Source organism: Bacteroidota bacterium (genome assembly GCA_016711505.1).
Taxonomy (GTDB): Bacteria; Bacteroidota; Bacteroidia; order AKYH767-A; family 2013-40CM-41-45; genus JADKIH01.
Window position 1 is genome coordinate 730,839 of record JADJSV010000001.1, and the last position, 25,423, is coordinate 756,261.

The window sequence follows — 25,423 nt, forward strand, 5'->3', positions numbered from 1 at the left end:
ATTACCAGGCACGATATTTAGTTGTATCGTCAAACAGATGACGAAGTAAACTTTGTTCTTTTTTTCCGAATTCCAAATGTCTTCTCTCATACACTCTGCTTGCAACCTCAATTGCATCTTCCAGTCTGTAAGAAGTAAATCCTTCCGAGCCACCCCATGAAAATGATGGAACGAATTTCGGCGGAAAACCATTTCCGAAAATATTTGCACTTACACCAACAACTGTTCCTGTATTGAACATTGTATTGATCGAACATTTTGAGTGATCACCCATGATCAGTCCGCAGAACTGCAAACCCGTATTGATATAATCGTGGTTTTCGTAGTTCCAAACTTTTACTTTAGAATAATTATTTTTCAGATTCGAATTATTCGTATCCGCTCCAAGATTACACCATTCTCCTAAAACTGAATTTCCTAAAAATCCGTCGTGAGCTTTATTTGAATAACCAAAGATGACAGAATTACTGATCTCTCCTGCTACTTTACAATGCGGACCAACTGTAGTCGCTCCATAGATCTTTGCGCCCATTTTCACAGCTGAATGCTCACAAATTGCGAACGGTCCGCGGATCATTGCACCTTCCATGATCTCGGCATCCTTTCCAACATAAATATAACCGGCTGAAGCGTTCAGATTTGCACATTCAACAATGGCACCTTCTTCAAGAAAAATATTTTCCGGTTTCAATACACGATTCGTAACACTTATCGCCTGAGATTTTCTTCCTTTTGTCAGCAATTCAAAATCTGCTTTTAACTCTTTTTCATTCTGTGAAAACACATCCCAGGAGAATACTAATCTCTCAAATTTTGTCAGTACTGTTTTTGGTTGTTCAAATACTACTTGTGCAATTTCTGTAACCTTCTCATTGGAGGAAGTTCTAACTGCAATGATGAGATGATCCTGAATTAATCCTTCTCCTATCTTTAACGATTTTATTTCTGCGATCAATTCTTCAGTTGGTAAAAGTGAACCGTTAATGAAATAATTGTGGTCTGAAACTTCAATTGGAAACATATCCTGCAGGTAAGGATCAGTCAGAAAAGAACATTTAGCAGAACAACGCTTTTCCCATTTCTCACTGATCTTCAAAATCCCAATCCTGATATCAGCAATAGGTCTGGTATAAGTTAACGGAAGCAATGTGCTCCTTGTTTTATCGTCGAATAAAATAATATTCATCGGGTTGTGAAATTAGAGTTCAAAAATAAGATTTGTGGATAATAAAAAAAGGCTTCCTGTATAAACAAGAAGCCTTTTTATTAAATATTTGTATAAAGAAGGAATACTTATTTAGTTACTTCTTTCTTTTTAGCATAACGAGTACGGAATTTATCCACACGACCCGCTGTATCGATAAGTTTCATCTTACCGGTATAGAATGGATGCGACATGTGACTGATCTCCAATTTTACAAGTGGATATTCGTTACCATCCGTCCATTTAACGGTTTCTTTGGTTTCGATAGTTGAACGTGTTATGAATGAGTAGTCGCAAGAGGTGTCCTTGAAAACAACTAATCTATAGTTCTTTGGATGAATGTCTTTCTTCATGATTAATCAAAATTGAGGGTGCAAAAATAAGCTTTTTTATTGTTTATGCAAATCATTTTACTACTTTTTTAGCTCAATTTCTTGCATTTTCGAATAAAACTGACCTTAAAACAGGACAATTCCACTGAAAGGTCAAATTTACAAGAAATTATCATTAAAAAGACGAATATTCTTGACATTCTGCCATTCCCGTTTTATCTTGAACTCTTATTTGAAAATGGAATGTCGGGTTTAATGAAATTCATCCGGATCATCGGGTCTGAAATTTCCTTTAACATTGTATTTCCCAGTAACCGGCAAGAATCAATCAATTCAATCGCGAAAAAAAGAACGCAAACAATCACTGTACATTTATTATGAAGGAAGAACTTATCCTCAAGCTCGAAGAGCTTTTGAAGGAAGACGCATCAGACGACACAATCACACGCGCTAATGAAATCAAAAACGATTATCTGAAAGCGTGTGAAACGGTTACGCAAGATCAATTACAAAAATTTTTAGAAGACGGCGGTAACAGCGACGACTTTGAACCTAAGAAAGATCCGCTGGATACAAGGTTCAATGAACTGCTGGTTATTTTTTCTGACCGCGATCAGAAACAAAAGAAAGTTCTGCAGAGTGAAACTTCAAGCAAATTAAAAGCAAAAGAAGAAATTGTAGCCAATATAGAAAAGCTCATCGCCGAAGAAGCCAATATCGGAAAAGCTTTTCATGCCTTTAAAGAATTACAGACGAAATGGAATGAGATCGGAAATGTAAGCTCTAAAGAATATAAAAATCTTCAAAGTATCTATCACCGTCATTCACACAATTTCTATTACAATATGAAATTGAGTAAGGATCTGCGTGAACTTGATTTCAAAAGAAATCTTGAACAAAGAACTCAGTTACTTACTAAAATTGAATCTTTACTTCCAATGGAATCTATCCGGGGTATTGAACGAATGATCGCTCTTTACAGAATGGAATGGTCAGAGCTTGGACCTACTCCACCGGAAACAATTGAACCTCTTCGTACAAAATACAGAGAACTCATTGGACAAGTCTATCAGAAAGTCCGTGCATTTTATCAGGAACGTCAGAAAGACGAAGAAGTACACATTGAAGCAAAAAGAAAATTGCTTGAGCGTGCCAAAGGAATTGCTGCTGAGACCTTCGAAAATGGAAAGCAATGGCAAACAATGACTGAAACGCTGAATGGTATTTTAGAAGAATGGAAAAAGATCGGTTTCGGTCCGAAGGTAGAAAACGAAAAAGTCTGGGAAGATCTCCGGGCAGCAATGAATACGTTCTACAATAAAAAACGTGATTACTTCGCCGGAATTAAAAAAGTTCAGAAAGAAGGCCGTGATAAGAAGACTGCCATAATTGAAAAAGCAGAAAAAATTGCAACCACAGTCCACGAATCATTTGAAGAAGCAACTAAAGAGATCTTAAACCTGCAACAGGAATGGAAAACTGCCGGACATGTTGAACAGTGGGAAGAAAATAAACTGTGGAAACGTTTCCGTGAGGCTTGCGATAAATTCTTTACTGCAAAAAGAGAGAAGTTTTCTGAAAGAGATAACGAACAATTAAAAAATCTTCAACTAAAAGAAGATCTTGTAAAAAAAGTTGAAGCATTTGAGCCAACGGGAAATACAGAAGAAGATCTTGCAACCCTTCGCTCCTTCTCTGAAGAATGGAAAGCTATTTCATTTGTTCCATTCAAAGAGAAACAAAGGATCTGGGAAAAGTTCAAGAACATGCTCGACAGTAAATACGACAAATTAAAACTTGAATCTTCTCAAAGACATTTACTGAAATTTAAAAATAGTGTCGATTCACTTTCCAACAGTGAAGATTCAGGAACAATGCTTCGTAAAGAACAAAGCATTATAAAAGAGAAGATCAACAAACTTCAGCAAACTATAAATCAATACGAAAACAACTTAGGCTTTTTCCGCAATTCCAAAAACATGGGCGGCCTGCTTGCAGAAGTTGAAAGCAACCTTTCCCGCGCCCGCGAAGAAATGGAAATGCTGAAGAAGAAGTTGAAGATGTTTAATGAGGTACCGGCTAAGTAGAAAAGCCGCATTGATATTACTACTGTAGGTTAAAAAGGTCAAAGGTCAGAGGTCAAAGGTCAAGGAGTTAAACACCATGACCTTTGACCTTTGACCTTTTTTCAGTTTCGAAGGCAGACTATACACACCAAAAAAAGCCCGCAACAACAACGCTGCGGGCCTGGATTAGGGAAAAAAGAAACAACGAACTATTTCTGAAGGGTTACTTTTTTGGAAACTGATGTTCCATTTACATTCAATCTTAGAATATAGAATCCTGATGCAAGATCGTTTGTATTGATTTCAAAACGATGTGTTCCTGCATTGAATTTATTTTCTACTGATTGTAATACTACATTTCCTGCTAGTCCAATTAACTGAACTGATACACTTGCATTTTGCTCAAGTGCGAATTCTGCATTTAATGCTGAAGAGAATGGATTCGGATAAGCTGTTAAATGAAGATTTGCTAATTCAAGATCATTCAATCCTGATGTTAATCTGAATGCTACGATCGTGTCGCAGAAACAAATTGTATCACCCATTATATCTACTTCACAGATACATACATTGTAAGTTCCTGCAGCAGCATAAGTATATTGAATTGTTCCCGGAGCACCTGATTGTACTGTTCCATCACCAAAATCAATTGTAACTACACCGGATGTTCCGCATGGAGAAACTATATTGAAGTTCATTGGAACACCTGCAGGATTATTTGGATCCGGAACTGTTGAGAATACAGGATTACAAGCATTTGCAAAAGATGCGCTAGTACAGAATGTATCTGTACAACCTGTGATAGTATCTGTAACTGTCAGACAAACCGTATGTGGACCAACCTGGTTATAAAGGTGAACAGGATTCTCATCTGTACTTCCTGTTCCGTCACCGAAGCTCCAGAAATAAACGTTAGCTCCTGAAGTTGTTGTAGATTGATTTGAGAACGTGAATCCCGTGCCCATTGAATCAACAGTGTAAGTATACAATGCAGCACATGCTGAGCTCGCTCCTATTGTAATAGTTGCACATGATGAATCAGAACACAATGAATCCTGAACCAGCAAACAAACTAAATATGTTCCCGGTGCAGTATACGTATGTGTTACAGATGAACCACCTATCTGTGAAGAAGTTGTTCCATCACCAAAGACCCAGAAGTAATTTGCTGATGAGTTAATATACGTACTGTAAAATGCTGTTACTCCTGCCGGTGTAACCTGAGAAGAAAATACAGCACTGCAATTCTGAGGGCCTGATGATGTTACTGTACTACAATATGTATCTGTACATCCATTCGCAGTCGTAATTGTTAAGCACACCTGATATGTACCGGGAACGACATAAAGATGTGATGGATTGGTTGCCAACGATGTTGTTCCGTCACCAAGTGTCCACTCAAAACGAATAATAGAATCATTTGAGAAAGATGTGTTGTTGAAATCAATTTCATTCGTTGCCGGATTAAATGATGAATTAAAACCTGCTGTGCAAGTGTTCGCTCCACCTACATTCACTTGCGAACAATAAGTATCTGTACAACCTGAACTTGTTTGAATCGTTAAACATGCATAGTAAATTCCAACACCAGGATATGTATGAGTTGGATTAGCTACGGTTGATATTGCACTTGAATCTCCAAAATCCCATGAGTAACTTGTGATCACAGCACCTGAATCAGCATTTGAAATTTCATTGAAGTCAACATTCAGAGTTCCAAGTACAGGAGTATTATTAAAATTAGCATTGCAGGAAGTTGCACTCTGAATTGAAACAGTTGAACAATGGGTATCACTGCATCCGTTAACAGTTGTAATAACTAAACAAACAGTATAATTTCCATTTGATGAATAACCGTGAAATGCATTCGGACCGGTGCCAACTGTGCCATCACCGAAATCCCATGTCCATGAATTGATTGAATCGGAAGAAGTACTCTGATCAGTAAAGGAAATCCCTGCAGGTGTTGGTTGAACTAAAAAGTCTGCCGTGCAATTTTGAGTACCACCCTGACGTGTCAATACACTGTCGCAATAAGTTGTGGAGCAACTATCGGTAAATGTAATTGTCAGACACACCACCGCATATCCTGTGAAATTATAACTGTGTGTTGGCTGCTGAACAGGTGATGAAGTTCCATCTCCGAAACTCCATGTAAAACCTACAACGTTGGCAGAACTGGAGTAAGTTGGATGAAACTCCAATACTGTTCCTGTTGAATCGTATGTTACCGTATAGGACGATGAACATTGTGCCTTCGACGAAACCTGTCCGCCGAGTACGAAGAGCATTATTGCAAATGCTATCCGCTTTAAATTGTTTAGTTGATTTTTTCTCATAGTGATTAACTTTTTTGGGGGTTAGGAAAATGTTTTATTGAAATTATAGTACAAATGTATATCTCCTCTCTGTTGATGAAAACTAAAATCCAAGAAATTTAACCTATTCAAAGTCCATTTTTTATAATTAAAACGCAAATTCAGTGCTTTTTTAGCATTTTTTTTCACTTTTAGCCCTTTTCACTAAAGCAAATTCATACCCATTCAAAGAATATGATTTCAGCAAAAATTTTACGTTTGGATTCTAAATTTATCTTTGCACCTCTATGATTAGAAAACTCCTTCCCTTCGTTCTGTTTTTTGGAATAATCAGTACAATTCTGTTTTCATGTAAGAAAGATGATTTTGAAAATTCAGGAAATGTACAATTATCCTTTTCTGAAGACACTGTTATGTTTGATACAGTATTTACTTCTGTTGGAAGTGCAACGGAAGTCTTTACAGTTTACAATACCGAAGACAAAGCGATCCTTATTTCGTCTCTTCGATTAGCAAACGGACAAGCTTCTGATTTTCGTTTGAATGTTGACGGAATGCCGGGGAAATCTTTTACTGATGTAGAGATCGGTGCTAATGACAGTATCTTTATTTTTGTAGAAGTAACAGTTGATCCGAATAATCAGAATACTCCTTTAGTAATTACCGATTCAATTATTTTTGAAACCAATGGAAATGTTCAGGATCTTGATCTGGTTGCGTGGGGACAGGATGCTTACTTCCATCGACCAGATCCAAATGATCCAAATTTTCCTTTTTTCACAATACCTTGTAATGAAGTCTGGAACAATGATAAACCACATGTAATATATGGCTATCTGATTGTTGATTCTCTTTGCAATCTAACAATCAATCAAGGAACAAAAGTTCATTTCCATGCAGGTGCTGCAATGATCGTTTATACTTCTGCAAGTCTTTTTGTAAATGGCACTATACAAGAACCGGTTATTATTCAAGGCGATCGTTTACATCAGGATTTTCAGGACGTACCCGGACAATGGGATAGAATCTGGCTTTATCCCGGATCAAAAAACTCTTACATAAGAAACGCAATAATAAAAAATGGAAATGTAGGATTGCAAGTTGATACAGTAGCCGGACCCGGCGATTCAACATTGTATCTGGAAAATACTATTATAAAGACAATGTCTTCGAATGCCTTGTTACTTCAAGGCAGCAAGGTGTCTGCATATAATTGTGTCTTTGCAAATTGCGGTGGATCAGTATTAAACATACTTTACGGAGGTAATTATAAATTTTACCAAAGTACATTTGCTAATTTCTGGGACAATGGAACCCGACAGGACCCAATTATTTTCATGAATAATTATTACACTGCTGTCCGGCCACTAAATTCATATTTTGGAAATTGTATTGTTTACGGAAATAATGATCAGGAGATCGGTCTCGATTCTATCGCCATGAGTAATCAATTCAATTTCTATTTCGACAACGCCTTGCTAAAAGTAGAAAATGCATTCTCAACTACTTCGCCTTTCCATTATAATGGTATCGTACGCGCAACATCAAATTTCAATAGTCCCGGCTTTGCTGATATCGGAAATAATATATACGAATTAGATTCTATAAACAGTTCTGCTCTTGATAAAGGAACAATGTCTGTTGTGAATGCTTTCCCATCTGTTTTGAATTTTGACATCAAAGGAATTGCCCGTCCGCAACGTGCATTACCTGATCTTGGTGCATACGAAAGGCAATAAAAAATGTCTTTGCTTTTTTCAACTGCCTACCTTCCGCCGGTAAAATATATTTTGCTCGCCATTCAAAATGGAAGCATTTTACTAGATGCACATGAACATTTTGTAAAACAATCGTATCGCAGTCGCAGCACTATTTATGGACCAAATGGGAAACAAGATCTTATCATTCCTGTGGTTCATACAGATCTTTTTACAATTCCGATCAAAGAAGTTAAAATCCACAATGAATCCCGCTGGCAAAAAATTCACTGGCGTTCTCTCGAAGCAGCTTACAAAAATTCTCCGTTCTTTGAATTTTACGAGGATGACTTACGACCATTCTATGAAAAAAAATACGAATACCTTTTCGATTTCAATCTTGACTTACTTCAAACGATCTTTAGAATAAAAAAAGCAAAGGTTGAGATTACACTAACTGAAAAATACGATGCTTCATATCCGGAATTGAAAGACTTGCGAAATTATTTTCATCCTAAGAACAACTTCGAATCAGTTGGAATTTATCACCAGGTGTTTGCAGACAAACATGGGTTCATTGACCGACTTTCCTACCTTGACTACTTGTTCAACGGGGGCGAGTCTAAAGGGACTCTATCCCGGTAGAAAAATCTGGTCCTACCAGGTCAGAGACCTGGTGGGCTCACAGCGACAACACCTCTGCAATCTTCAACAACTGATAAGGAAACTCCTTTTTTCCATTCACCACATCTGAATACGAAGTAAAAGTGATCTGATCATTGATCACACCTACCATTTGATTCGATCTTCCTTCGAGTAAACCTTCAACTGCTGAAACACCTAATCGACTTGCAAGAACTCTATCAGCACAAGTTGGCGTTCCACCTCTTTGCATGTGACCCAAAACACTCACACGTGTATCGTACTGATTGAATCTGGCCTTCACTTCTTTTGCAATCTCATAAGCGCCACCGGCAACATCGCCTTCGGCAACGATTACGATCATAGACGATTTCTTCCTTTCCCAACCACGATCTAAAATTTTTACGATCTGCTCGATCTTGGTATCCGTCTCCGGAATTAAAACCGCTTCTGCTCCGCTTGCTATGCCACTGTAGATAGCGATCATTCCGGCATCTCTTCCCATCACTTCAATAAAAAATAAACGGTTGTGTGATGCTGCGGTATCTCTGATCTTGTCGACAACTTCAACAACTGTATTCAAAGCTGTATCAAAACCTATTGCTGAATCTGTTCCGAATATATCGTTGTCAATCGTCTTTGGAATTCCAATTGAAGGAATTGAAAATTCTCTGCTGAAAATTTCTATACCTCTAAAAGATCCATCACCACCAATAACAACTAATGCTTCTATTCCTTCCTTCGACATATTCTCATATGCTTTCTTTCTTCCTTCAGGAGTCTTAAACCCTTCACTTCTCGCCGTCTTTAAGATCGTACCACCTCTCTGCAAAATATTACTCACACTATGAGAAACCAAAGGCATAAATTCACCTTTGATCATCCCTTCATATCCTTGCATAATTCCTGTAACCTCTACTCCATGATAAATCGCTGTCCTCACTACTGCTCTGATAGCAGCATTTAATCCCGGACAATCACCACCGGTCGTTACTACGCCAATTTTTTTATACTCCTTCATTGCTATCATCCTTGATCTTGTGAATTTTTTTTGTGCCTCGATATAATTCATACTTCAGCATTCTGCATTCAAGCGCGCCATTGTATAACTGAATCTTTGCAGTTGAATGCAATCCGATGTTCTTCGCAGCGTCTTTGTTTGCTGTTAATACCCATGCAGTACTTCCTGAATATTTTGACTTCAACTGATCACCGATATTTTTATATAATCTGAACAGATCATCATCAGTGATCCTTCCACCATAAGGTGGATTAGTAACTATTGTTTGAACCGGTTCCTTTGGAGTGTAATCTTCGAAAGGCATTGCATGAAAGTCAATATCATTCAATACACCGGCTTCTTTAGCATTTTCAGTTGCATTCCGAATTGCCTGATGCGACTTATCAATTCCGGTAATTGTAAAATCAATTTTGGGTTTTTCATTTTGCTTTGCTTCGTCGAGCAACGACTTCCATAATTCAGCATTGTAATCGTTCCATCTCTCAAAACCAAATTCGTTTCTGAAAATTCCGGGAGCAATATTTCTTGCCATCATAGCAGCTTCGATTACAAGTGTTCCGCTACCACACATCAGGTCAGTGAAATTACTTGCTCTGTCCCATTTGCTCAGCATGATCATTCCGGCTCCCAGTGTTTCATTCAATGGCGCTTCACCTTGCTGTGAACGGTAACCTCTTTTATGCAAAGAGTCACCTGAACTGTCAAGTGATACGGATGCAACATTCTGATGAATGTGAATATTGATCCTTACTTTTGGAAATCGCAGATCGACATTCGGTCTCTCTCCCGTTTTATCACGGAACTGATCGACGATTGCATCTTTCGTTTTCAGGGAAATGTATAAAGTATGTGTCAACGTTGAATAAGATGTGACTGCATCAACAGCAAGCGAATCTTTCTCCGTCAGATATTCACTCCAGTCGATCTTTTTTATTTCATCGTAAAGCTGCTGTTCATTACCTGCCGGAAATGTTTTTATCGGCTTAAGAATTCTTAAAGCAAGTCTGCTATACAGATTTGCCCGATACATCGTTTCTAAGTTTCCTTCGAAATGAACAATCCGTGTACCCTTTTTTAAATTCGTTGCTCCAACATTGTTTAGTTCTTCAACTAATAAGTCTTCAAAACCAAAAGAGGTTTTTGCTGACATTGGAAATTTGTCGTTTTGATTTGTCATTAAATTAGCCCTTTGTCAGCCATCCCTTTTTATAAAAGAATATGATCTGACCTATTACAATTAATACCATTATTCCGCATACTATTATGTATCCATGCGGTGAATACAATTCCGGCATATTCAAAGGAAAAAATTTTCCTGTCTCCGGATCTACACGTGAAAAATTCATTCCATATAATCCTACAATAAAAGTTAATGGAATGAATATTGTCGAAATAATTGTCAATACTTTCATTACCTGATTCAACTTAAAACTAACTGACGAATGATAAACATCCATCAACGATGCTGTGATCTCTTTGTAACTTTCGATAAGATCCAGCAACTGAATGCAATGATCGTATGAATCCCTGAAATACACTTTTGTCGGATCAGAAATTTCTATGAAAGATGAACGGATGATATCATTCATCTTATCACGCTCACTCCAGATTATTCTCCTTAAGATAACAAGCTCACGTTTTGTATCAAGGACTCGGTTCAAAGAATCGCGTGAAGGATTCGCTAATAATTCGTCCTGTAATTCATCAAGACGGTCACCGATCTTTTCAAGGACAGGATAAAAATTATCAATTGCAATATCCATTAAGGAGTATGTCAGATAATCAGAGCCTGAGCGTCGCATATTTCCTTTTCCATGACGGATTCTGTCGCGAACCGGTTCCAGAACATCTTCATATTTATCCTGAATTGTGATCACAAAATTTTTACCAAGAAACAAACTCAACTGATCATTGATCAGAAAACCTTGCTTCTCAGAAATTATTCTGGATATAAAAAAAAGGTGCCCACTAAATTCTTCTGATTTGGGGCGCTGATAAACATTCACAACATCCTCCATCTGTAAACGGTGGATGCCAAAACAATCCGCTAATTGCTCGAGAAAATGTTTGTTTCCAAACCCTTTAATATCGAACCAATGATAGTGCTCAGGGAACGATTTCAACTGATTCCTTATGTCGGTTATTCCTGACAATTCCTTTTCAAAATACTCATTCTGATTATAGTAAAAAGATTTTAATTTCAGATCAAGAGCATCAGACGGTATTACAATTGCACCCGGTGCTGTTCCCGGAGGTGAATGACGGACTCTTTTTGCCTTGATTCTATGATTAGGTCTCTTCATTTTGTGCTGATGTTCTTGCGAAGGCTAAAAGTAAAACATAGTTTTGGATAATTCCCTTCCCGGCTAAAGAGTTATCAAATACTTCATACAATCAGAAATTTAGCTAAATTAGCCCCTGAATATGAGTGATAGCATTACCAAAGCCAAGCCTGTCGTTGTTGAAACCAATGAGGTCAAAGAATGGTTCGAAACCTGGTTCGATTCACCCTATTATCATATTTTATATAAAGACCGCGATGATAAGGAAGCTGAACTTTTCCTCGATAAACTGATCGCATTTCTTTCCCCAGTTCCGGATTCTAGAATTCTGGATGTAGCTTGTGGTAAAGGCAGGCATTCTATCTATCTCAATAAAAAAGGGTACAAAGTTACCGGATACGATCTTTCTGAAGAAAGCATTTCTTACGATAAGCAATTTGAAAACGACAGATTGGAATTTTATCTACACGACATGCGGGAAATATTTCGTTCAAATTATTATGATATCGTTGTCAACTTATTCAGCAGTTTTGGATATTTTGAGAAAGAACGTGACAATATCAGATGTCTTATCTCGCACGCTACTGCACTAAAACCCGATGGTATTTTAATTTTTGATTATTTCAACTGCAGTAAAATTGTTTCTAACGGTGAAGTAACACTTGATAAGACAGTTGATGGAATTAATTTTCAGATCAAAAAAACTTTTGCTGGAAATACTGTCCATAAGAATATCGATTTTAATGACAAAGGAATTCAATATCATTTTGAAGAACGATTAATGCTATTCAGTAAAACAGATCTGGTTCGCTTTTTCGACATAGCAGGATTACAGATCATTAATACGTTTGGTAATTATGATCTGGTTCCATTCGATCATGATAATTCTGACAGACTGATCTTAATAGCGAAAAAAAAATCAAGATAGTATGCCATTGTACGCCTACCTCCTGCTCTTCGGTACGATCGTTTTAAGTGGTCTTTCTTTTTTTGCTTTCAAAACTGTTGGCGCAAAACAATTAAAGCTACTTCTTTCTTTCAGCGGATCTTATCTTTTCGCACTTACTGTTCTCCATTTAATTCCTGACGTCTATCACAATGGAGATCATTCCATAGGTATATTTATTTTCATAGGTTTCTTTCTGCAGATTTGTCTGGAGTTTTTCTCTGAAGGAATTGAGCATGGACATATCCATGTTCACAAACATCAGAATGCAGCTTTCCCATTGGGGATGATGCTGGGACTTTGCTTGCACAGTTTTCTCGAAGGAATGCCCTTGATCCAGAAATTTCAGGAATCAAGCACACAACGATCTTTACTGACAGGAATTATTTTACATCATATTCCGGTTGCTGTTGCTTTGATGAGTATGCTGATGCAATCAGGCGTTAAAAAACTCACTGCTATTTCTTTTCTCTTAATATTTGCTGCAATGGCTCCTGCAGGTGCACTTAGCAGTTATCTGATCAGCACCGGTGACATTGAAAATCTGCCACGTTTTTTCAATCAGATGATGGCTGTTGTAATCGGGATCTTTTTACACATCTCTACTACAATCTTATTTGAAACGTATGAACAACATCGGTTCAATTATTTGAAGCTACTTATCATTTTGCTTGGTGGATTGCTGGCATTTCTTTCTTGAAATTTGTAAGTAGTGAGTGGTAAGTGGTGAGTGGCACTACATACTTTAAATTATAATGCAGTTCATCTAATTGATACTTACCAAAATAAATATTTCATCGTTCATTTTTTCTATTTTATGCTGTTTATCATTCTTTTTTGAGGTACTGTTTCAGTACCTTTGCAAAAAATCTGAATACAAATCACAAAAAATATGTCATTAGTAGGAAAAAAAGCCCCATCATTTAAAGCCAAAGCGGTTGCTTTCGGCGATCAATTCATTAACGACTTTACGTTGGATTCTTATCTTGGAAAAAAAGATGTAATATTCTTTTTCTATCCAAAAGATTTCACTTTCGTTTGTCCAACAGAACTTCATGCTTTCCAGGAAAAATTAGCTGAGTTCGAAAAAAGAAATGTAGCTGTTGTTGCATGTTCTACAGATACTGAACAATCACATTGGGGCTGGTTACAGGTTCCGAAAAATCAAGGCGGTATTAAAGGTGTTACATATCCAATCGTTGCTGATACTACAAAAACAATTGCTATCAACTACGGTGTTCTTTCAGGAGAATACGAATATAACGACGAAGGACAACTTACTGCAACCGGTCCGATGATCGCTTTCCGCGGATTATTCCTCATCGACAAAACCGGAAAAGTTCGTCATGAGTTGATCAACGATCTGCCACTAGGAAGAAATGTCGACGAAGCATTACGTATGGTCGATGCCCTGCAATTCTTCGAAGAAAACGGCGAAGTCTGTCCTGCAAACTGGACCAAAGGACACGAGGGTATGAAAGAGTCGCATGATGGAGTTGCCGCGTACCTATCTAAAAACTAAAACTGCGTTGAAAGAAATGAAATGAAATGAAGTGAAATAAATGAAGTAGAATGAAGAGAAATGAAGTGAAATACCTCCCGACCTCTTTCATTTCACTTCTTTTCACTTCTTTTCACTTCTTTTCACTTCATTTCACTTCATTTCACTTCATTTCACTTCATTATACTTCATTATACTTCATTATACTTCATTTCACTTCATTTTCTAAGTTTCATTTCTTTTTGGCTTCATTCCAGTACACATCCATTTCCTCAAGTGTCATATCACTGAGGCTTTTTCCGTTTTTCTTTGCGGCTTCTTCTAAATATTGAAAACGGTAGATGAATTTTTTATTTGTTCTTTCTAACGCTTCATCGGGATTGATGTTTTTAAAACGACCGAAGTTGATCAGACTGAATAACAGATCACCGAATTCTTCTTCCATGTGTTTCTGATCACCGGCATCAGCAGCTTGTTTAAATTCGCCTAACTCCTCTTCTACTTTTTCCCAAACCTGATGTGGTTCGTCCCAGTCGAACCCTACTCCTCTTGCTTTTTCCTGAATACGCATAGCTTTGACCATTGCCGGAAGTGAACGTGGTACTCCTGAGAGAACAGATTTATTTCCTTCTTTCAGTTTCAATTGCTCCCAGTTGCGTTTTACATCTTCTTCATTCTCCACTTTCACATCGCCATAAATATGCGGATGACGATAGATCAGTTTCTCGCATTGTGCATTGATCACTTCTGCTATATCAAACACTTTCTGTTCTTCAGCGATCTTTGCATAAAATACAAGATGCAGCATCAGGTCACCAAGTTCTTTCTTGATGGATTGCATATCGTTTTCAATGATTGAATCCGCTAACTCATAGGTCTCTTCAATCGTCAAATGGCGCAAACTATCTATTGTCTGTTTCATGTCCCATGGACACTTCGCTCTCAACTCATCCATAATCGTTGACAATCTTTCAAACGCTGCTGCTCTATCTGTCATATTCTTATTTTAGTGTATCAAAAATGCATATTTAATTTCGCATTTGCTGCAACAAAACAACCTGCTTCTTGTTATTAATGAACGAACTAATCAACATGAGTGTTAAAAACCTTGAATTCAAACATCACCTCCCGATCGACATTAAAACCGCGTGGACTTTCTTCAGCGATCCGGCAAATCTTTCAAAGATCACTCCGCCGGAAATGAATTTTATCATTCATACCGACACGAAAAATAAACCTACCTACGCCGGACAAATGATCGTTTACACTGTCTCTCCGGTATTCAATATTCCTATGAAATGGGTCACCGAGATCACTCATGTCCATGAACCACATTTCTTCGTCGACGAACAAAGAAAAGGTCCCTACAAAATGTGGCATCATCAACATCACTTCAAAGAAGTCGATGGTGGCGTAGAGATGACAGATATTTTACATTACGAAATTCCTTTCGGCTTTATCGGAAATTTTCTGAATACACTTTTCATCGAAAAAAAAATAAAAGCAATTTTTGAATTCAGAACAACCGCTTTAGAAAAACTTTTAGGAAAATAATAGGTAATCGTTTATAAAGAAAGGTACAAAACAAAAAAAGTGACAACCAATAGTCATCACTCTTAATTTATATCTCTATGAAATGAGAAAGAGTTTGTGATAGTAACCTGTGCTAATCACTACTTACTACTCACTACTCACAATATTTTAATTCAACTTATAAGGTACCACCAGCTGAAACTCCGGTATCCTCACATAAAACTGTTTACTGTCGATCAGTCTTTCCATCAGATAACTTCCATACATTTTTCCGATCTCTGAATCCAGATTACATCCTGAAATATATTGATATGCTTCACCGGTTCCGATGATTGGTTTTTCACCGATCACTCCTTCACCTTCTACCTGACGATTTGTTGCATTTGAATCGATGATGAACCAGTTGCGTCGACAAAGTCGTATGGAGTATTCACTGTTATTAGTGATTGTTATTCTGTATGCAAAAATGTGTTGACTTTGATCGGCATTACTTTGATCCGGTCTGTAGTATACTTCTACACTTACTTTAACGCCTGATGTTACCTGAGTAATCATATATCCTTGAATTATGAATCAAATATATAAAACGTAAAAAATTAAACGTAAGATTTTTGACAAACTATCGGATTTGGGAGGTAAATCGATGTTAATTGACGAGGAGATGGACCGGGATTTTAAAAATTTTAAGGATTTGATTTTGGGGTGGGGGAAGATTTGGTTTAATTGGAAAAAAAAACCCCAGAAGGTCATTTGTGACCTGAAAAAAACCAGATATTGCCGGATTACCGGGATTTTAAAGATGAAGATTTCAGAATTGATTAGTCAAGGAAATCTTAAAAGGAAAATGAATTAAATAAAATAAAAAACAAAAAATACGACGACAGAAACAAAAATCAATAACTCGATAAACGCTGCGAATCTGGTGTTTCTCAACGTTCGTCGGTTCGATTTTTTACGGCTGAGGTAGACCTCAAGTGTATTGTGCGCAGTGACCATTAATAGTGCAATATAAAAAACTATTCCATTGCGGTCAACTGTTCGAAGACCTCTTCCCACTCTTTCGTGATTTCTTTCAGGATTGTTTCGTGATGATTGAAATTTTCCATCGCTTTCTGGAATTTATCGGCATTTTGGTAGATTTCAGGGTCTCCGAGGTGCTTTTCCAGGTCTTCTTTCGTTTTTTTAGCCTTTTGAAGATTTTCTTCTAAAGTCTTAAAACGGGTATCTAACTTCTTTTTTAACTTCTTCTGGTCGTCACTTTGCTCGACTTTCTGCTCAGCTTTCTTCTTTTCTTTCTCTTTCTTTACTGTGTCAGATTTGGTCTTATCAATTGCTTTCTGCTCTTTTTGACGTTGCTCTGCCCAGTATTCATATTCATCATAAGGCCCCAGATATTCTTTTACTTCCTGATTCTCTATCCACCAGATCTTATTTGCAACCTGCGACAAAAAGAACCGGTCATGAGATACAATAATAAATGAACCTTCATATTCTGCAAGTACCTGAATTAATATTCCGACCGATTGCATGTCAAGGTGATTCGTTGGCTCATCGAGAATTAAAAAATTCGCTTTACTCAACATCGTCTTCGCCAAAGCAACGCGTGACTTCTCGCCTCCTGATAATACTTTGATCTTTTTAAATACTTCATCACCTGAAAATAAAAATGCTCCAAGAATAGAGCGAAGCTCTACATCTTTTTTTGTCGGTGCAAACTCTGCTAATTCCGTGATCAGATCATTATTCAGATTCAAACTTTCAAGCTGATGCTGAGCGAAAAAAGATGTCACAACATTATGTGTCGGTTCATGTTTTCCAACAAAAGGTTCCGAACCGAAGATCATTCGCAACAACGTCGACTTACCTCTACCGTTTGCACCGATCAATGCGATCTTATCGCCTCGGAGTATTTTCGTTTCTGTATTGTGTAAAATTTTCAGATCGCCATAACTCTTGTCCTTGATATGCAAATGAGAAATTATTTTTCCCGGTTGCTTATCCATTTCAAAACGAACATTGATCTCTCCTCCTGCTGAATCTACATCATCAATACGCTCCATTCTGTCGAGCATCTTGATCCGCGACTGAGCCATTTTTGCTTTCGATGCTTTTGCACGAAAACGATCTATCAGCTTTTCCTGCTCTTTAATATATTTCTCCTGATTCTTGAATTGTGAACGCTGTAACTCCTCACGCTCACTTTTCTCTTCCAGATAGAAGGAATAATTACCATTATACAGAGTGATCTTCTGTGAAGAGATCTCTGCAATTTTATTTACAACCTTGTCAAGAAAATATCTATCGTGAGAAACAATGACAACTGTGCCTGAATAATCTTTCAAATAACCTTCGATCCATAAGATAGATGGAAGATCCAGGTGATTCGTTGGCTCATCTAATAATAACAGATCAGGTTGTTGCAACATCATCTGCGCTAACATTACCCGCATTCTCCAGCCTCCGGAAAATGTATCCAATGGTCTGGTCAATTCTGCAGTTGAAAATCCTAATCCTTCTAACAGATCTTCTGCTCTAGGACGTAAATTATAACCGTCTGCCGCTTCAAAAGCAACTTGCTTATCATGTAAGGCATGCAAAACCTCATCGCTGTGATCCGTTTCCAACTTAACCAGTAATTCATTGATCTCTTTCTCCAGTTTCAAAGTTGAGGCAAAAGCCTGCATAGCTACTTCAAGGATCGTTTCACCGCTTGAATAACTGAGAAGATCCTGGTTCAGGAATCCAATTGACAAGTTGCGGATCTTGCTGATCTCGCCACTTTCCAAAGCATATTCGCCATTGATGATCCTTAAAAGCGTGGACTTTCCGGTACCGTTTAATCCGACTAAACCAATTTTTTCACCCGGATTGATCTGCCAGGTGGCATCTTTATACAAATAACGACTACCAAATTCGAAAGAAATATTATTTAAGCTAAGCATGGCGCGAAAGTCGGAATTTTCAGTCAAATGAGCGTTATCAATTCCCACATTTCAAATAAATATTATATTGCACGAATTCTTAAAAAACGATTGAAAAGCCACAAAAAACAAAATTTATGAACAAAAAGTATCTATTATTCATCTTAGCATGTATGTTCTCTTCTGCGTATGGACAAACTGCCGAGAAAGACACCAGCTGGAAATCAGGTGGTTTTATCGGAATTAACTTCACACAAGTTAATTTATCGCAATGGTCTGCCGGGGGCGAAAACTCTTTGAGTCTTGCTGCCAGCGCCAGCCTCTTCTCTAATTATCTTAAAGGCAAAAACGACTGGCAAAACTCACTTGACCTTGGTTATGCGATTCTAAAATCCGGACAGGATGGAGTTCGTAAAAGTGATGACAAAATTGACTTCACTTCTAAATATGGCCGGAAGTTCAGCGACAAATGGTTGTATTCAGCATTGGTCAATTTTAAAAGTCAGTTTAGTAATGGTTACGCATATCCTGATGACAGCACCGTTGTTTCAAAATTGATGTCACCCGGTTATCTGACAACTGCAATTGGTTTCACTTATAAACCGGTCGATTATTTTGAAGTCTTCATTTCTCCTACTACCGGCAAGTTTACTTTTGTGACTGACCAGACTTTGTCAAACCTGGGCGCATATGGAGTAGATTCAGGTAAAACAGTTCGTTCTGAATTCGGAGCTTACTTAAATATGAAATTCAAGAAAGATATCATGGAAAACATCACACTGACTTCAAAGCTTGAATTGTTCAACAACTATACAGACAAAGATAAAAACAATGCTAAAAAGATCGATGTGAATTTCGAGAATCAGATCAACATGAAGGTCAACAAATATTTCACTGCTTCTATTCTGCTTGTTGTTGTTTATGATGCAAACGTTATCGAAAGAACTCAGTTCAAAGAATTGATCGGTGTTGGATTTGGTTATAAATTCGGAAAAAGCTAATACACAAATTTGAAATACTTATATCTTATTGCAGGCGGTTCAATTGGAACTCTCCTCAGATTTTTAACTTCCTCATGGATGCTCGAAGCCTTTCCGACTTCGAAGTTTCCATGGGGAACTTTTTTTATTAACTTATCCGGCTCACTTGTGATAGGAATTCTTGCAGGATTAAATCAAACAAGTGAACTAAACATCAATCTTCGTCTTTTCCTTTTTGCAGGATTACTTGGAGGCTTTACAACCTACTCCGGATATGCACTTGAAACTTTTAGTCTTATAAAATCAAACAACCTGACTCTTGCACTCGCTTATATCCTATCTACTACACTGCTGGGTGTTTTGCTTGCAGCAGCAGGATTCTGGATGAGTTCATCAATTTCTACTTTAAAATAATTGTTGATTTTTCTCTTGTAAAAAAATAAACACTTTTGAATGTTTGAAAAATAAAACACTAGGTCCACTAAAATTTGTCACAAGAGCACTTATGAAAAAATGCATCACTTGTGTTCTTGTGCTAAAAACTTAGTGATCTAAGTGTTAAAAAAAAACATCCATATTATATTGAATTATCATCTCATTTTCTCTTCATAAAACTTTTCAAAATCCTCAGGTTTATAGCAGTATCATCGTTTTTAAAATTTGATTTAACGATCCTTAACATCAGACTTTCATCTTCACATCATTCTTCCACGAGTAAACTTGTATCGTTAATTCTAAACAAAAAAATTATGAAAAAGATTCTTTCATTAGCGATTGCAACTATGTTTGCATTTGCAGCTTCGGCACAAAACTCATCTGCCGGAAATCCTCAGAGTGAAAATCACAAATCAGAGAAAGCATCTGCAGTAAAGATGTCGACTCCGGACAAGAAAGAAGAAGCAAAGAAAAATGATGTTCAGGTAAGCACAACGAAAGTTCATCAGGCACACCCGGTGAAAACCGAAATCGGTACTAAATCTCATAAAGATCAGGTAAAACGCAAACAGGCTGCAAAATCGAGTCGATTGACAATGCAACCTTCAGCAGATTCTAAAACTGAAAAGGCAACCCCCAAAGTGAAGTGAGAGAGAATGAAAACTGCCGGTCAGCCGGCAGTTTTTTTTGTTCAAAAATAAACTACAACTGATAATTGTTAACGGAATATTTCAAACATGTAATCGTACTTTTACATCCGTGAAACAAAAAAGTATTTTTTTAACATTCATCATTCTTGCCCAGTTCATTTTCAATTCTGTTTTCGGACAGAACTACAATGCAATAGAAACTTTTTCTGATCATGTTGCAGGAATAACTGTAATGACAACGGATTCTGAAAAAAAACTTCTGATTGCAGGTGATGAAAAAGGCAATATTTATTTTTATGATCTCATTTCAGGAAAGCAGATTCAAAAAGTCAGTGTACATGCTGCAGCTGTTACACAACTTCGCTTCAATTCAAATGGTAAATTATTGATCTCTGCAACAGCCGATGGTGAAATCAAGATCTTTGATTTCGAGAAAAACAAAGTAGTGCAAGCTATTTATTCTCCTGAATATTCTGGAATCGGTTTTGTTTTGTTTTCTATTGCAGATGGATTTATTTATTTCAATGGAAATAATAAATTATTTAAAACGAGATCAGATCTTTCGCAAACAGTTAATCAGATTTATGTTGAACATGATACATTATTCGATGCTGTAATAACTTCTGACAGAAGTTCGTTGATCTATTCTGCGGGTAACGTTATCAAAGTTCTCAATACAAGAACTGATAATCTACGTCAGGAAATTAAATTTGGAACAACGAACATCAGGAAAATTGCATTGGTAAAAGACACCATTTTAGCTACATGGTCTGCTGATGGAACTCTTGCTATGTGGAATTATAAATTGAATCAGCTGGAAGCGCAGCCGATCTTTTTCATGAAAGCCGGTAATCCTTCGCCGCTCACTTTTTCTGAATCAGGCAGATTGATGTGCAGTGGGAATATTGGCAATTGGGCAAGGATCTGGATTCCGCTTGAGCGTCAGATCTATCAGGAATTATTTATGCATAAAGAAACAGTAACCTCTTCTGCATTTGGCGTAACGGATGATTTCCTTTTTACCGGTAGTCTTGATAAAACAATTATCAAATGGCAAAAAGGTGGTGATAAACCGCCCGTCATTGCGAAACCTGTTACAAAAACAGAAATAAAAACAGAACCTACACCTACTCCGAAAGTTCAAAATCCGGATGTGCAAATGGCAAATGAAAATGTTCCGACAGTAATCAAAAGCCGAAAAGTAATTTCAACGGAAAAGATCGAACTTAATGTTCCTCAGATCAGCATCTATGTTTACGATAACAGTTATATCGATGGAGATACGATGTCGCTTTTTTTTAACGGTCAGTGGATCGTCGACCATTATGGGGTCACAAAGAAAAAATACGAAGTTAAACTGAACCTCATCGAGAACACAAATAATTACCTGGTTCTTTTTGCAAATAATCTGGGAAAGAGCCCCCCAAATACTGCTGCAATAGAATTTGATGATGGAAAGAAGAAATATTTCTATCGTTTATCTTCAGATCTCAAGACATGCAGTGCAATAAATTTTTTCTATAAAAAATAGTTAAGGTCCCTTCATGTCATAAAAAATATCTTTACTTTGCTTCAATACCAAAAAGACTAAAATCCTCGAAAAATGAAAAAAATCTACTTATTTATTACATTGATTCTCCTGATTACAATAAAAATTAATGCTCAGAATTGGATTACTTGCGGACCAGGTACAGCATTGGGCAACAACTCAAATGGCGTCAGAGCAATTGCAGTAAGTCCCTATGATGGATCAATATATGCCGGTGGTACATTTACAGGAACAGTCAACTACCTGGCTAAATACAACCCTACCACTGATTCATGGCAAGCAGTCGGTGCAGGTGTAGGTGGACCCGTTTATGCTTTGAAATTCTTTAAAGGAAAATTATATGTAGGCGGATTATTTTCGACTGCAGGTGGCGTAGGAGCCAATAATATTGTTGCAGTAAACTCAGCAGGAGTATACAATACAGTAGGAATAGGACTCAATGGGCAAGTTAACTGTTTTGAATCTTCAATGGATTCAGCTTACTTATATGTTGGGGGACAATTCAGTGCAGATTTTTCTAACTCTACAACCTTATTACACATTGCTAAAACAGACCTCATTACATGGTCAGCGGTTGGTTCCGGTATCACACCAGTAGTTAATTGCCTTACTTATCATAACAATGCATTACATGCAGGAACGCAAAATGTTTCTGATCAGATCTTTTCATTATCAGGTTCCACTTGGACTCCTATTTCAGGTCTTGCCGGCGGTAAAGTGTATACAATTGCCAGCTTTGGAGGTTACTTATATGCCGGTGGCGATTTCACTAGCCCAAATCCGGGTGCAGCGAAATATAACAATTCAACTTCAACATGGGGAACAATCATTACTTCATTGCTTCCAGGAACAGTAGTTCGTACTCTGAAAACTTATGGAAATTACTTATTTATTGGTGGATCATTTACAAGTGTTGGTATTGGACCGGCAAATTATTTCGGAAGAATTGATGGACCTAATATTCCAATAAAAGCAATTATCACAAGTAATTATCCTGCTTCCACTCCATATGCAATTGCCAATAAGGATGGATACATTTACCTTGGTGGAAATTTCACAAATACAGGTGAAAATGTTATAAGAAGTTCAACAACTATTGGAGTTGATGAAATTGACAACATCATTGAAAGTTCTTCTTTCTTCCCAAACCCACTCTCAACAACAGCTACTTTAAATGTGAAACTGAAAAAGCATGCCGATTCAGCTAAAGTTTCAATTATTGATGCACAGGGAAAAATCGTTCAGGAAAAAATGATCTCTGATCTTTCAAATAATGAAATCAATTTCACCATTGACAGAAACGATCTTTCAGCAGGAATTTACTACTATCAACTGACAATCGATGGTCAGGCTGCTTCTACTCATCCTTTTGTCATCGAATAATTCGTCAAATTCATCTGATAATTTTATTCAAAAGTTTACAATGGCGATTTCATTTTCTTAAATTTACAATCTAAGAAAATGAAATTTGCCATTGTAGATATTGAAACCACCGGTGGAAATTCCTCAAGGAATAAGATCACCGAAGTTGCCATCTATATTCATGATGGTGAAAAGATCATCGACGAATTCGTTTCTTTGGTCAACCCTGAATGTCCCATTGCTCCTTTTATCACCAATCTGACCGGCATCTCCAATGAGATGGTTGAAGATGCACCAAAATTTTATCAGATTGCAAAAGACATCGTCACACTTACAGACGGTGCAGTGTTCGTTGCACACAATGCACAATTCGATTACGGATTTATCCGTGAAGAATTCAAATCATTAGGATTTAATTACTCAAGAGATTATTTATGTACTGTAAAACTCAGCCGGAAACTATTGCCCGGTTATTCTTCTTATAGTCTGGGTACACTCTGCCAGAATTTAGGAATTTCAATTACAAACAGACACCGTGCAAGTGGTGATGCTCTGGCTACTGTTAAACTTTTTGAAATGATCCTGAACAAAGATCCTGAAAAGGAAGTGATCCGAAATTTTACAAAGAATGATTACCTGAATCTCCGCTTCCCCGCTGGATTTGATCATAAGATGCTGGATTCAATTCCTGAACGTCCGGGAGTTTATTATTTCCACAATCAGGATGGAACAGTCATCTACATTGGTAAAAGTACCAATATAAGAAAACGAGTTCTCTCCCATTTTGCAAATAAGCAAACTAAGAAAGCAATTGAATTGCGAAATACGATCCGTGATGTATCATTCGAAGAAACAGGAAATGAATTGATCGCTTTATTACTTGAATCCGAAGAGATAAAAAATAATCAACCCTTCTTTAACAGAAGTCAAAGAAGAACAGTTTTTAATTACGGCATATTCAGCAGAATAAATTCAGAAGGTTACATAACTCTCTATTCAGAAAAAGTAAAGAATACAGAGGATGCGCTGATTACTGCCGGAAGTTTTGATGAGGCTGAAGCAATTTTACAGCGAATTCAAAGTAGAAATAATCTTTGTCAAAAGCTCTGCAGTACAAAGGAGATCAAACATGCTTGCTTTGGCTATTCAGTACATATGTGTAAAGGAGCATGTATTGGTAAAGAAGATGCCGATGAATACAATCTGAGAGCACAGAAAGCACTTGATAGTATTCAATATTCTCATCAGAATTTTATGATAATAGGATCAGGAAGAAATGAATCGGAAAAATCTGTTACACATATTGAGTCCGGTCGTTATATGGGATTTGGGTATTTCGATCCGCAATTTGTAACTGCACATCCGGAAGTGCTCAGAGAACACATCAAACCCAGAATCGACAATCGTGATGTACAGAGAATCATCCGTCACTTTCTCAACACCGCTTCACCATCCAATATTCTGACCTACTAAATGAAAATATTGACTCTTACTTTTTTGCTTGGAATAAGTTTGATCTTTTATGAAAGTTCATCAGGGCAAAAAAATGAAAATTTATTGCGATTAACTCTGCATACTTCAGAAAATTCAATTTACAATTTTTCCGAACTGGAAAAGTCTAAAGCAACAGTGATTGTTTTTTTTCTTACTGACTGCCCTGCTTCACAAAATTACACCCTGACAATTAATAAACTTCAGAAAAAATATGCAAAAGAAAATATTGCTTTTGATATGATATTCCCTGACACATATTCTTCCCTGGCTGAAGTGAAGAAATTCAAAACAGATTACAAATTGTCTATCCCTGCTATCCTGGATCCTGAATTAAAACTTACAAAACTTCTCAACGCAAAAGTTGCACCGCAGTGTTTTCTGATTGATGCAAATGGAAATATCGTTTATGATGGCCGGATTGATGACTGGTATTACAAACCGGGAAAAAAAGAACTGTGATTCTATCCAACGATCTTGACAATGCAATTTC

At 37.1% G+C, this 25,423-nt stretch carries 23 protein-coding genes; 14 read left to right on the top strand and 9 right to left on the bottom strand.

The features are described from left to right. Position 1: 1 nt before the first annotated feature. Both IPL24_03135 and IPL24_03140 read right to left on the bottom strand, forming a co-directional pair. Positions 2-1,186, bottom strand: coding sequence for a GlmU family protein (locus IPL24_03135; protein MBK8362688.1), 1,185 nt, complete (start codon positions 1,184-1,186; stop codon positions 2-4). 107 nt (positions 1,187-1,293) lie between these two features. Continuing rightward, entirely contained in the window at positions 1,294-1,557 is a 264-nt protein-coding gene (locus tag IPL24_03140) for a type B 50S ribosomal protein L31 (GenBank protein ID MBK8362689.1), read from the bottom strand. Between the two features lie 356 nt (positions 1,558-1,913). On the opposite strand from IPL24_03140, the gene IPL24_03145 reads away from it, so the two are divergent. Then, positions 1,914-3,623 (top strand): DUF349 domain-containing protein, encoded by a 1,710-nt coding sequence (locus IPL24_03145; GenBank protein MBK8362690.1) that lies wholly within the window; start codon positions 1,914-1,916, stop codon positions 3,621-3,623. Positions 3,624-3,811: 188 nt separating this feature from the next. Here the strand turns inward: IPL24_03145 and IPL24_03150 are convergent, their stop codons facing one another. Continuing rightward, positions 3,812-5,941 (bottom strand): PKD domain-containing protein, encoded by a 2,130-nt coding sequence (locus IPL24_03150; GenBank protein ID MBK8362691.1) that lies wholly within the window; start codon positions 5,939-5,941, stop codon positions 3,812-3,814. A gap of 266 nt (positions 5,942-6,207) precedes the next feature. On the opposite strand from IPL24_03150, the gene IPL24_03155 reads away from it, so the two are divergent. Next, a complete protein-coding gene (locus IPL24_03155) occupies positions 6,208-7,659 on the top strand; it encodes a hypothetical protein (GenBank protein MBK8362692.1) in 1,452 nt (483 codons plus the stop codon). A gap of 3 nt (positions 7,660-7,662) precedes the next feature. Then, positions 7,663-8,262 carry a WbqC family protein gene (locus IPL24_03160; protein MBK8362693.1) on the top strand — a complete coding sequence of 200 codons (600 nt, stop codon included), beginning with the start codon at positions 7,663-7,665 and terminating at the stop codon, positions 8,260-8,262. Between the two features lie 37 nt (positions 8,263-8,299). On the opposite strand, the gene pfkA is transcribed toward IPL24_03160, so the two are convergent. Genes pfkA through corA form a run of 3 tightly spaced genes read right to left on the bottom strand, consistent with a single transcriptional unit; the run spans position 8,300 to position 11,583 of the window. Beyond that, positions 8,300-9,280 (bottom strand): 6-phosphofructokinase, encoded by a 981-nt coding sequence (pfkA, locus tag IPL24_03165; GenBank protein ID MBK8362694.1) that lies wholly within the window; start codon positions 9,278-9,280, stop codon positions 8,300-8,302. After that, positions 9,267-10,430: a hypothetical protein gene (locus IPL24_03170; protein ID MBK8362695.1), complete on the bottom strand. Its 1,164-nt coding sequence runs from the start codon at positions 10,428-10,430 to the stop codon at positions 9,267-9,269. The genes pfkA and IPL24_03170 overlap by 14 nt, the downstream gene beginning before the upstream one ends. Before the next feature lie 31 nt (positions 10,431-10,461). Next, a complete protein-coding gene (corA, locus tag IPL24_03175) occupies positions 10,462-11,583 on the bottom strand; it encodes a magnesium/cobalt transporter CorA (GenBank protein MBK8362696.1) in 1,122 nt (373 codons plus the stop codon). A gap of 121 nt (positions 11,584-11,704) precedes the next feature. Here corA and IPL24_03180 point away from each other — a divergent pair, with 121 nt between their 5' ends. The 3 genes from IPL24_03180 (at position 11,705) to IPL24_03190 (ending at position 14,030) form a co-directional block, all read left to right on the top strand. After that, positions 11,705-12,490, top strand: coding sequence for a class I SAM-dependent methyltransferase (locus IPL24_03180; protein ID MBK8362697.1), 786 nt, complete (start codon positions 11,705-11,707; stop codon positions 12,488-12,490). A gap of 1 nt (position 12,491) precedes the next feature. Next, positions 12,492-13,208, top strand: a complete 717-nt coding sequence (locus tag IPL24_03185) for a ZIP family metal transporter (GenBank protein ID MBK8362698.1) — start codon at positions 12,492-12,494, stop codon at positions 13,206-13,208. Positions 13,209-13,400: 192 nt separating this feature from the next. Continuing rightward, positions 13,401-14,030, top strand: coding sequence for a peroxiredoxin (locus tag IPL24_03190; GenBank protein ID MBK8362699.1), 630 nt, complete (start codon positions 13,401-13,403; stop codon positions 14,028-14,030). Between the two features lie 211 nt (positions 14,031-14,241). On the opposite strand, the gene mazG is transcribed toward IPL24_03190, so the two are convergent. After that, positions 14,242-15,006, bottom strand: coding sequence for a nucleoside triphosphate pyrophosphohydrolase (gene mazG, locus IPL24_03195; protein ID MBK8362700.1), 765 nt, complete (start codon positions 15,004-15,006; stop codon positions 14,242-14,244). 95 nt (positions 15,007-15,101) lie between these two features. Here mazG and IPL24_03200 point away from each other — a divergent pair, with 95 nt between their 5' ends. Then, a complete protein-coding gene (locus IPL24_03200; GenBank protein ID MBK8362701.1) occupies positions 15,102-15,563 on the top strand; it encodes an SRPBCC family protein in 462 nt (153 codons plus the stop codon). Positions 15,564-15,710: 147 nt separating this feature from the next. Here IPL24_03200 and apaG read toward each other — a convergent pair whose 3' ends face one another. Further along, on the bottom strand, positions 15,711-16,097 hold the full coding sequence (apaG, locus tag IPL24_03205) for a Co2+/Mg2+ efflux protein ApaG (GenBank protein ID MBK8362702.1): 387 nt from the start codon (positions 16,095-16,097) through the stop codon (positions 15,711-15,713). A gap of 461 nt (positions 16,098-16,558) precedes the next feature. After that, positions 16,559-18,484 (bottom strand): ABC-F family ATP-binding cassette domain-containing protein, encoded by a 1,926-nt coding sequence (locus IPL24_03210; GenBank protein MBK8362703.1) that lies wholly within the window; start codon positions 18,482-18,484, stop codon positions 16,559-16,561. Between the two features lie 116 nt (positions 18,485-18,600). Between IPL24_03210 and IPL24_03215 the strand changes: the two genes are divergently transcribed. The 7 genes from IPL24_03215 to IPL24_03245 all read left to right on the top strand — a co-directional run bounded on the left by IPL24_03215 (position 18,601) and on the right by IPL24_03245 (position 25,392). Next, positions 18,601-19,464, top strand: a complete 864-nt coding sequence (locus IPL24_03215) for a DUF3078 domain-containing protein (protein ID MBK8362704.1) — start codon at positions 18,601-18,603, stop codon at positions 19,462-19,464. A 9-nt stretch (positions 19,465-19,473) separates the two neighbouring features. Next, the gene (gene crcB / locus IPL24_03220) at positions 19,474-19,857 is read left to right on the top strand and encodes a fluoride efflux transporter CrcB (GenBank protein ID MBK8362705.1); all 384 of its coding nucleotides are present in this window, start codon (positions 19,474-19,476) and stop codon (positions 19,855-19,857) included. A 335-nt stretch (positions 19,858-20,192) separates the two neighbouring features. Then, complete coding sequence (locus IPL24_03225; GenBank protein ID MBK8362706.1) at positions 20,193-20,528, top strand: hypothetical protein; 336 nt, start codon at positions 20,193-20,195, stop codon at positions 20,526-20,528. A gap of 109 nt (positions 20,529-20,637) precedes the next feature. Beyond that, positions 20,638-22,059: a hypothetical protein gene (locus IPL24_03230; GenBank protein ID MBK8362707.1), complete on the top strand. Its 1,422-nt coding sequence runs from the start codon at positions 20,638-20,640 to the stop codon at positions 22,057-22,059. A gap of 72 nt (positions 22,060-22,131) precedes the next feature. Then, positions 22,132-23,460 carry a T9SS type A sorting domain-containing protein gene (locus IPL24_03235; protein ID MBK8362708.1) on the top strand — a complete coding sequence of 443 codons (1,329 nt, stop codon included), beginning with the start codon at positions 22,132-22,134 and terminating at the stop codon, positions 23,458-23,460. Positions 23,461-23,538: 78 nt separating this feature from the next. After that, on the top strand, positions 23,539-24,912 hold the full coding sequence (locus IPL24_03240; protein MBK8362709.1) for a GIY-YIG nuclease family protein: 1,374 nt from the start codon (positions 23,539-23,541) through the stop codon (positions 24,910-24,912). Continuing rightward, positions 24,913-25,392: a redoxin family protein gene (locus IPL24_03245; GenBank protein MBK8362710.1), complete on the top strand. Its 480-nt coding sequence runs from the start codon at positions 24,913-24,915 to the stop codon at positions 25,390-25,392. Positions 25,393-25,423: the final 31 nt, after the last annotated feature.

Excerpts from the sequence above, each read along its gene's own strand:
- IPL24_03135 (MBK8362688.1), bottom strand. The coding sequence starts at position 1,186 with ATGAATATTATTTTATTCGACGATAAAACAAGGAGCACATTGCTTCCG.
- IPL24_03140 (MBK8362689.1), bottom strand. The coding sequence starts at position 1,557 with ATGAAGAAAGACATTCATCCAAAGAACTATAGATTAGTTGTTTTCAAG.
- IPL24_03145 (MBK8362690.1), top strand. The coding sequence starts at position 1,914 with ATGAAGGAAGAACTTATCCTCAAGCTCGAAGAGCTTTTGAAGGAAGAC.
- IPL24_03150 (MBK8362691.1), bottom strand. The coding sequence starts at position 5,941 with ATGAGAAAAAATCAACTAAACAATTTAAAGCGGATAGCATTTGCAATA.
- IPL24_03155 (MBK8362692.1), top strand. The coding sequence starts at position 6,208 with ATGATTAGAAAACTCCTTCCCTTCGTTCTGTTTTTTGGAATAATCAGT.
- IPL24_03160 (MBK8362693.1), top strand. The coding sequence starts at position 7,663 with ATGTCTTTGCTTTTTTCAACTGCCTACCTTCCGCCGGTAAAATATATT.
- pfkA (MBK8362694.1), bottom strand. The coding sequence starts at position 9,280 with ATGAAGGAGTATAAAAAAATTGGCGTAGTAACGACCGGTGGTGATTGT.
- IPL24_03170 (MBK8362695.1), bottom strand. The coding sequence starts at position 10,430 with ATGTCAGCAAAAACCTCTTTTGGTTTTGAAGACTTATTAGTTGAAGAA.
- corA (MBK8362696.1), bottom strand. The coding sequence starts at position 11,583 with ATGAAGAGACCTAATCATAGAATCAAGGCAAAAAGAGTCCGTCATTCA.
- IPL24_03180 (MBK8362697.1), top strand. The coding sequence starts at position 11,705 with ATGAGTGATAGCATTACCAAAGCCAAGCCTGTCGTTGTTGAAACCAAT.
- IPL24_03185 (MBK8362698.1), top strand. The coding sequence starts at position 12,492 with ATGCCATTGTACGCCTACCTCCTGCTCTTCGGTACGATCGTTTTAAGT.
- IPL24_03190 (MBK8362699.1), top strand. The coding sequence starts at position 13,401 with ATGTCATTAGTAGGAAAAAAAGCCCCATCATTTAAAGCCAAAGCGGTT.
- mazG (MBK8362700.1), bottom strand. The coding sequence starts at position 15,006 with ATGACAGATAGAGCAGCAGCGTTTGAAAGATTGTCAACGATTATGGAT.
- IPL24_03200 (MBK8362701.1), top strand. The coding sequence starts at position 15,102 with ATGAGTGTTAAAAACCTTGAATTCAAACATCACCTCCCGATCGACATT.
- apaG (MBK8362702.1), bottom strand. The coding sequence starts at position 16,097 with ATGATTACTCAGGTAACATCAGGCGTTAAAGTAAGTGTAGAAGTATAC.
- IPL24_03210 (MBK8362703.1), bottom strand. The coding sequence starts at position 18,484 with ATGCTTAGCTTAAATAATATTTCTTTCGAATTTGGTAGTCGTTATTTG.
- IPL24_03215 (MBK8362704.1), top strand. The coding sequence starts at position 18,601 with ATGAACAAAAAGTATCTATTATTCATCTTAGCATGTATGTTCTCTTCT.
- IPL24_03225 (MBK8362706.1), top strand. The coding sequence starts at position 20,193 with ATGAAAAAGATTCTTTCATTAGCGATTGCAACTATGTTTGCATTTGCA.
- IPL24_03235 (MBK8362708.1), top strand. The coding sequence starts at position 22,132 with ATGAAAAAAATCTACTTATTTATTACATTGATTCTCCTGATTACAATA.
- IPL24_03240 (MBK8362709.1), top strand. The coding sequence starts at position 23,539 with ATGAAATTTGCCATTGTAGATATTGAAACCACCGGTGGAAATTCCTCA.
- IPL24_03245 (MBK8362710.1), top strand. The coding sequence starts at position 24,913 with ATGAAAATATTGACTCTTACTTTTTTGCTTGGAATAAGTTTGATCTTT.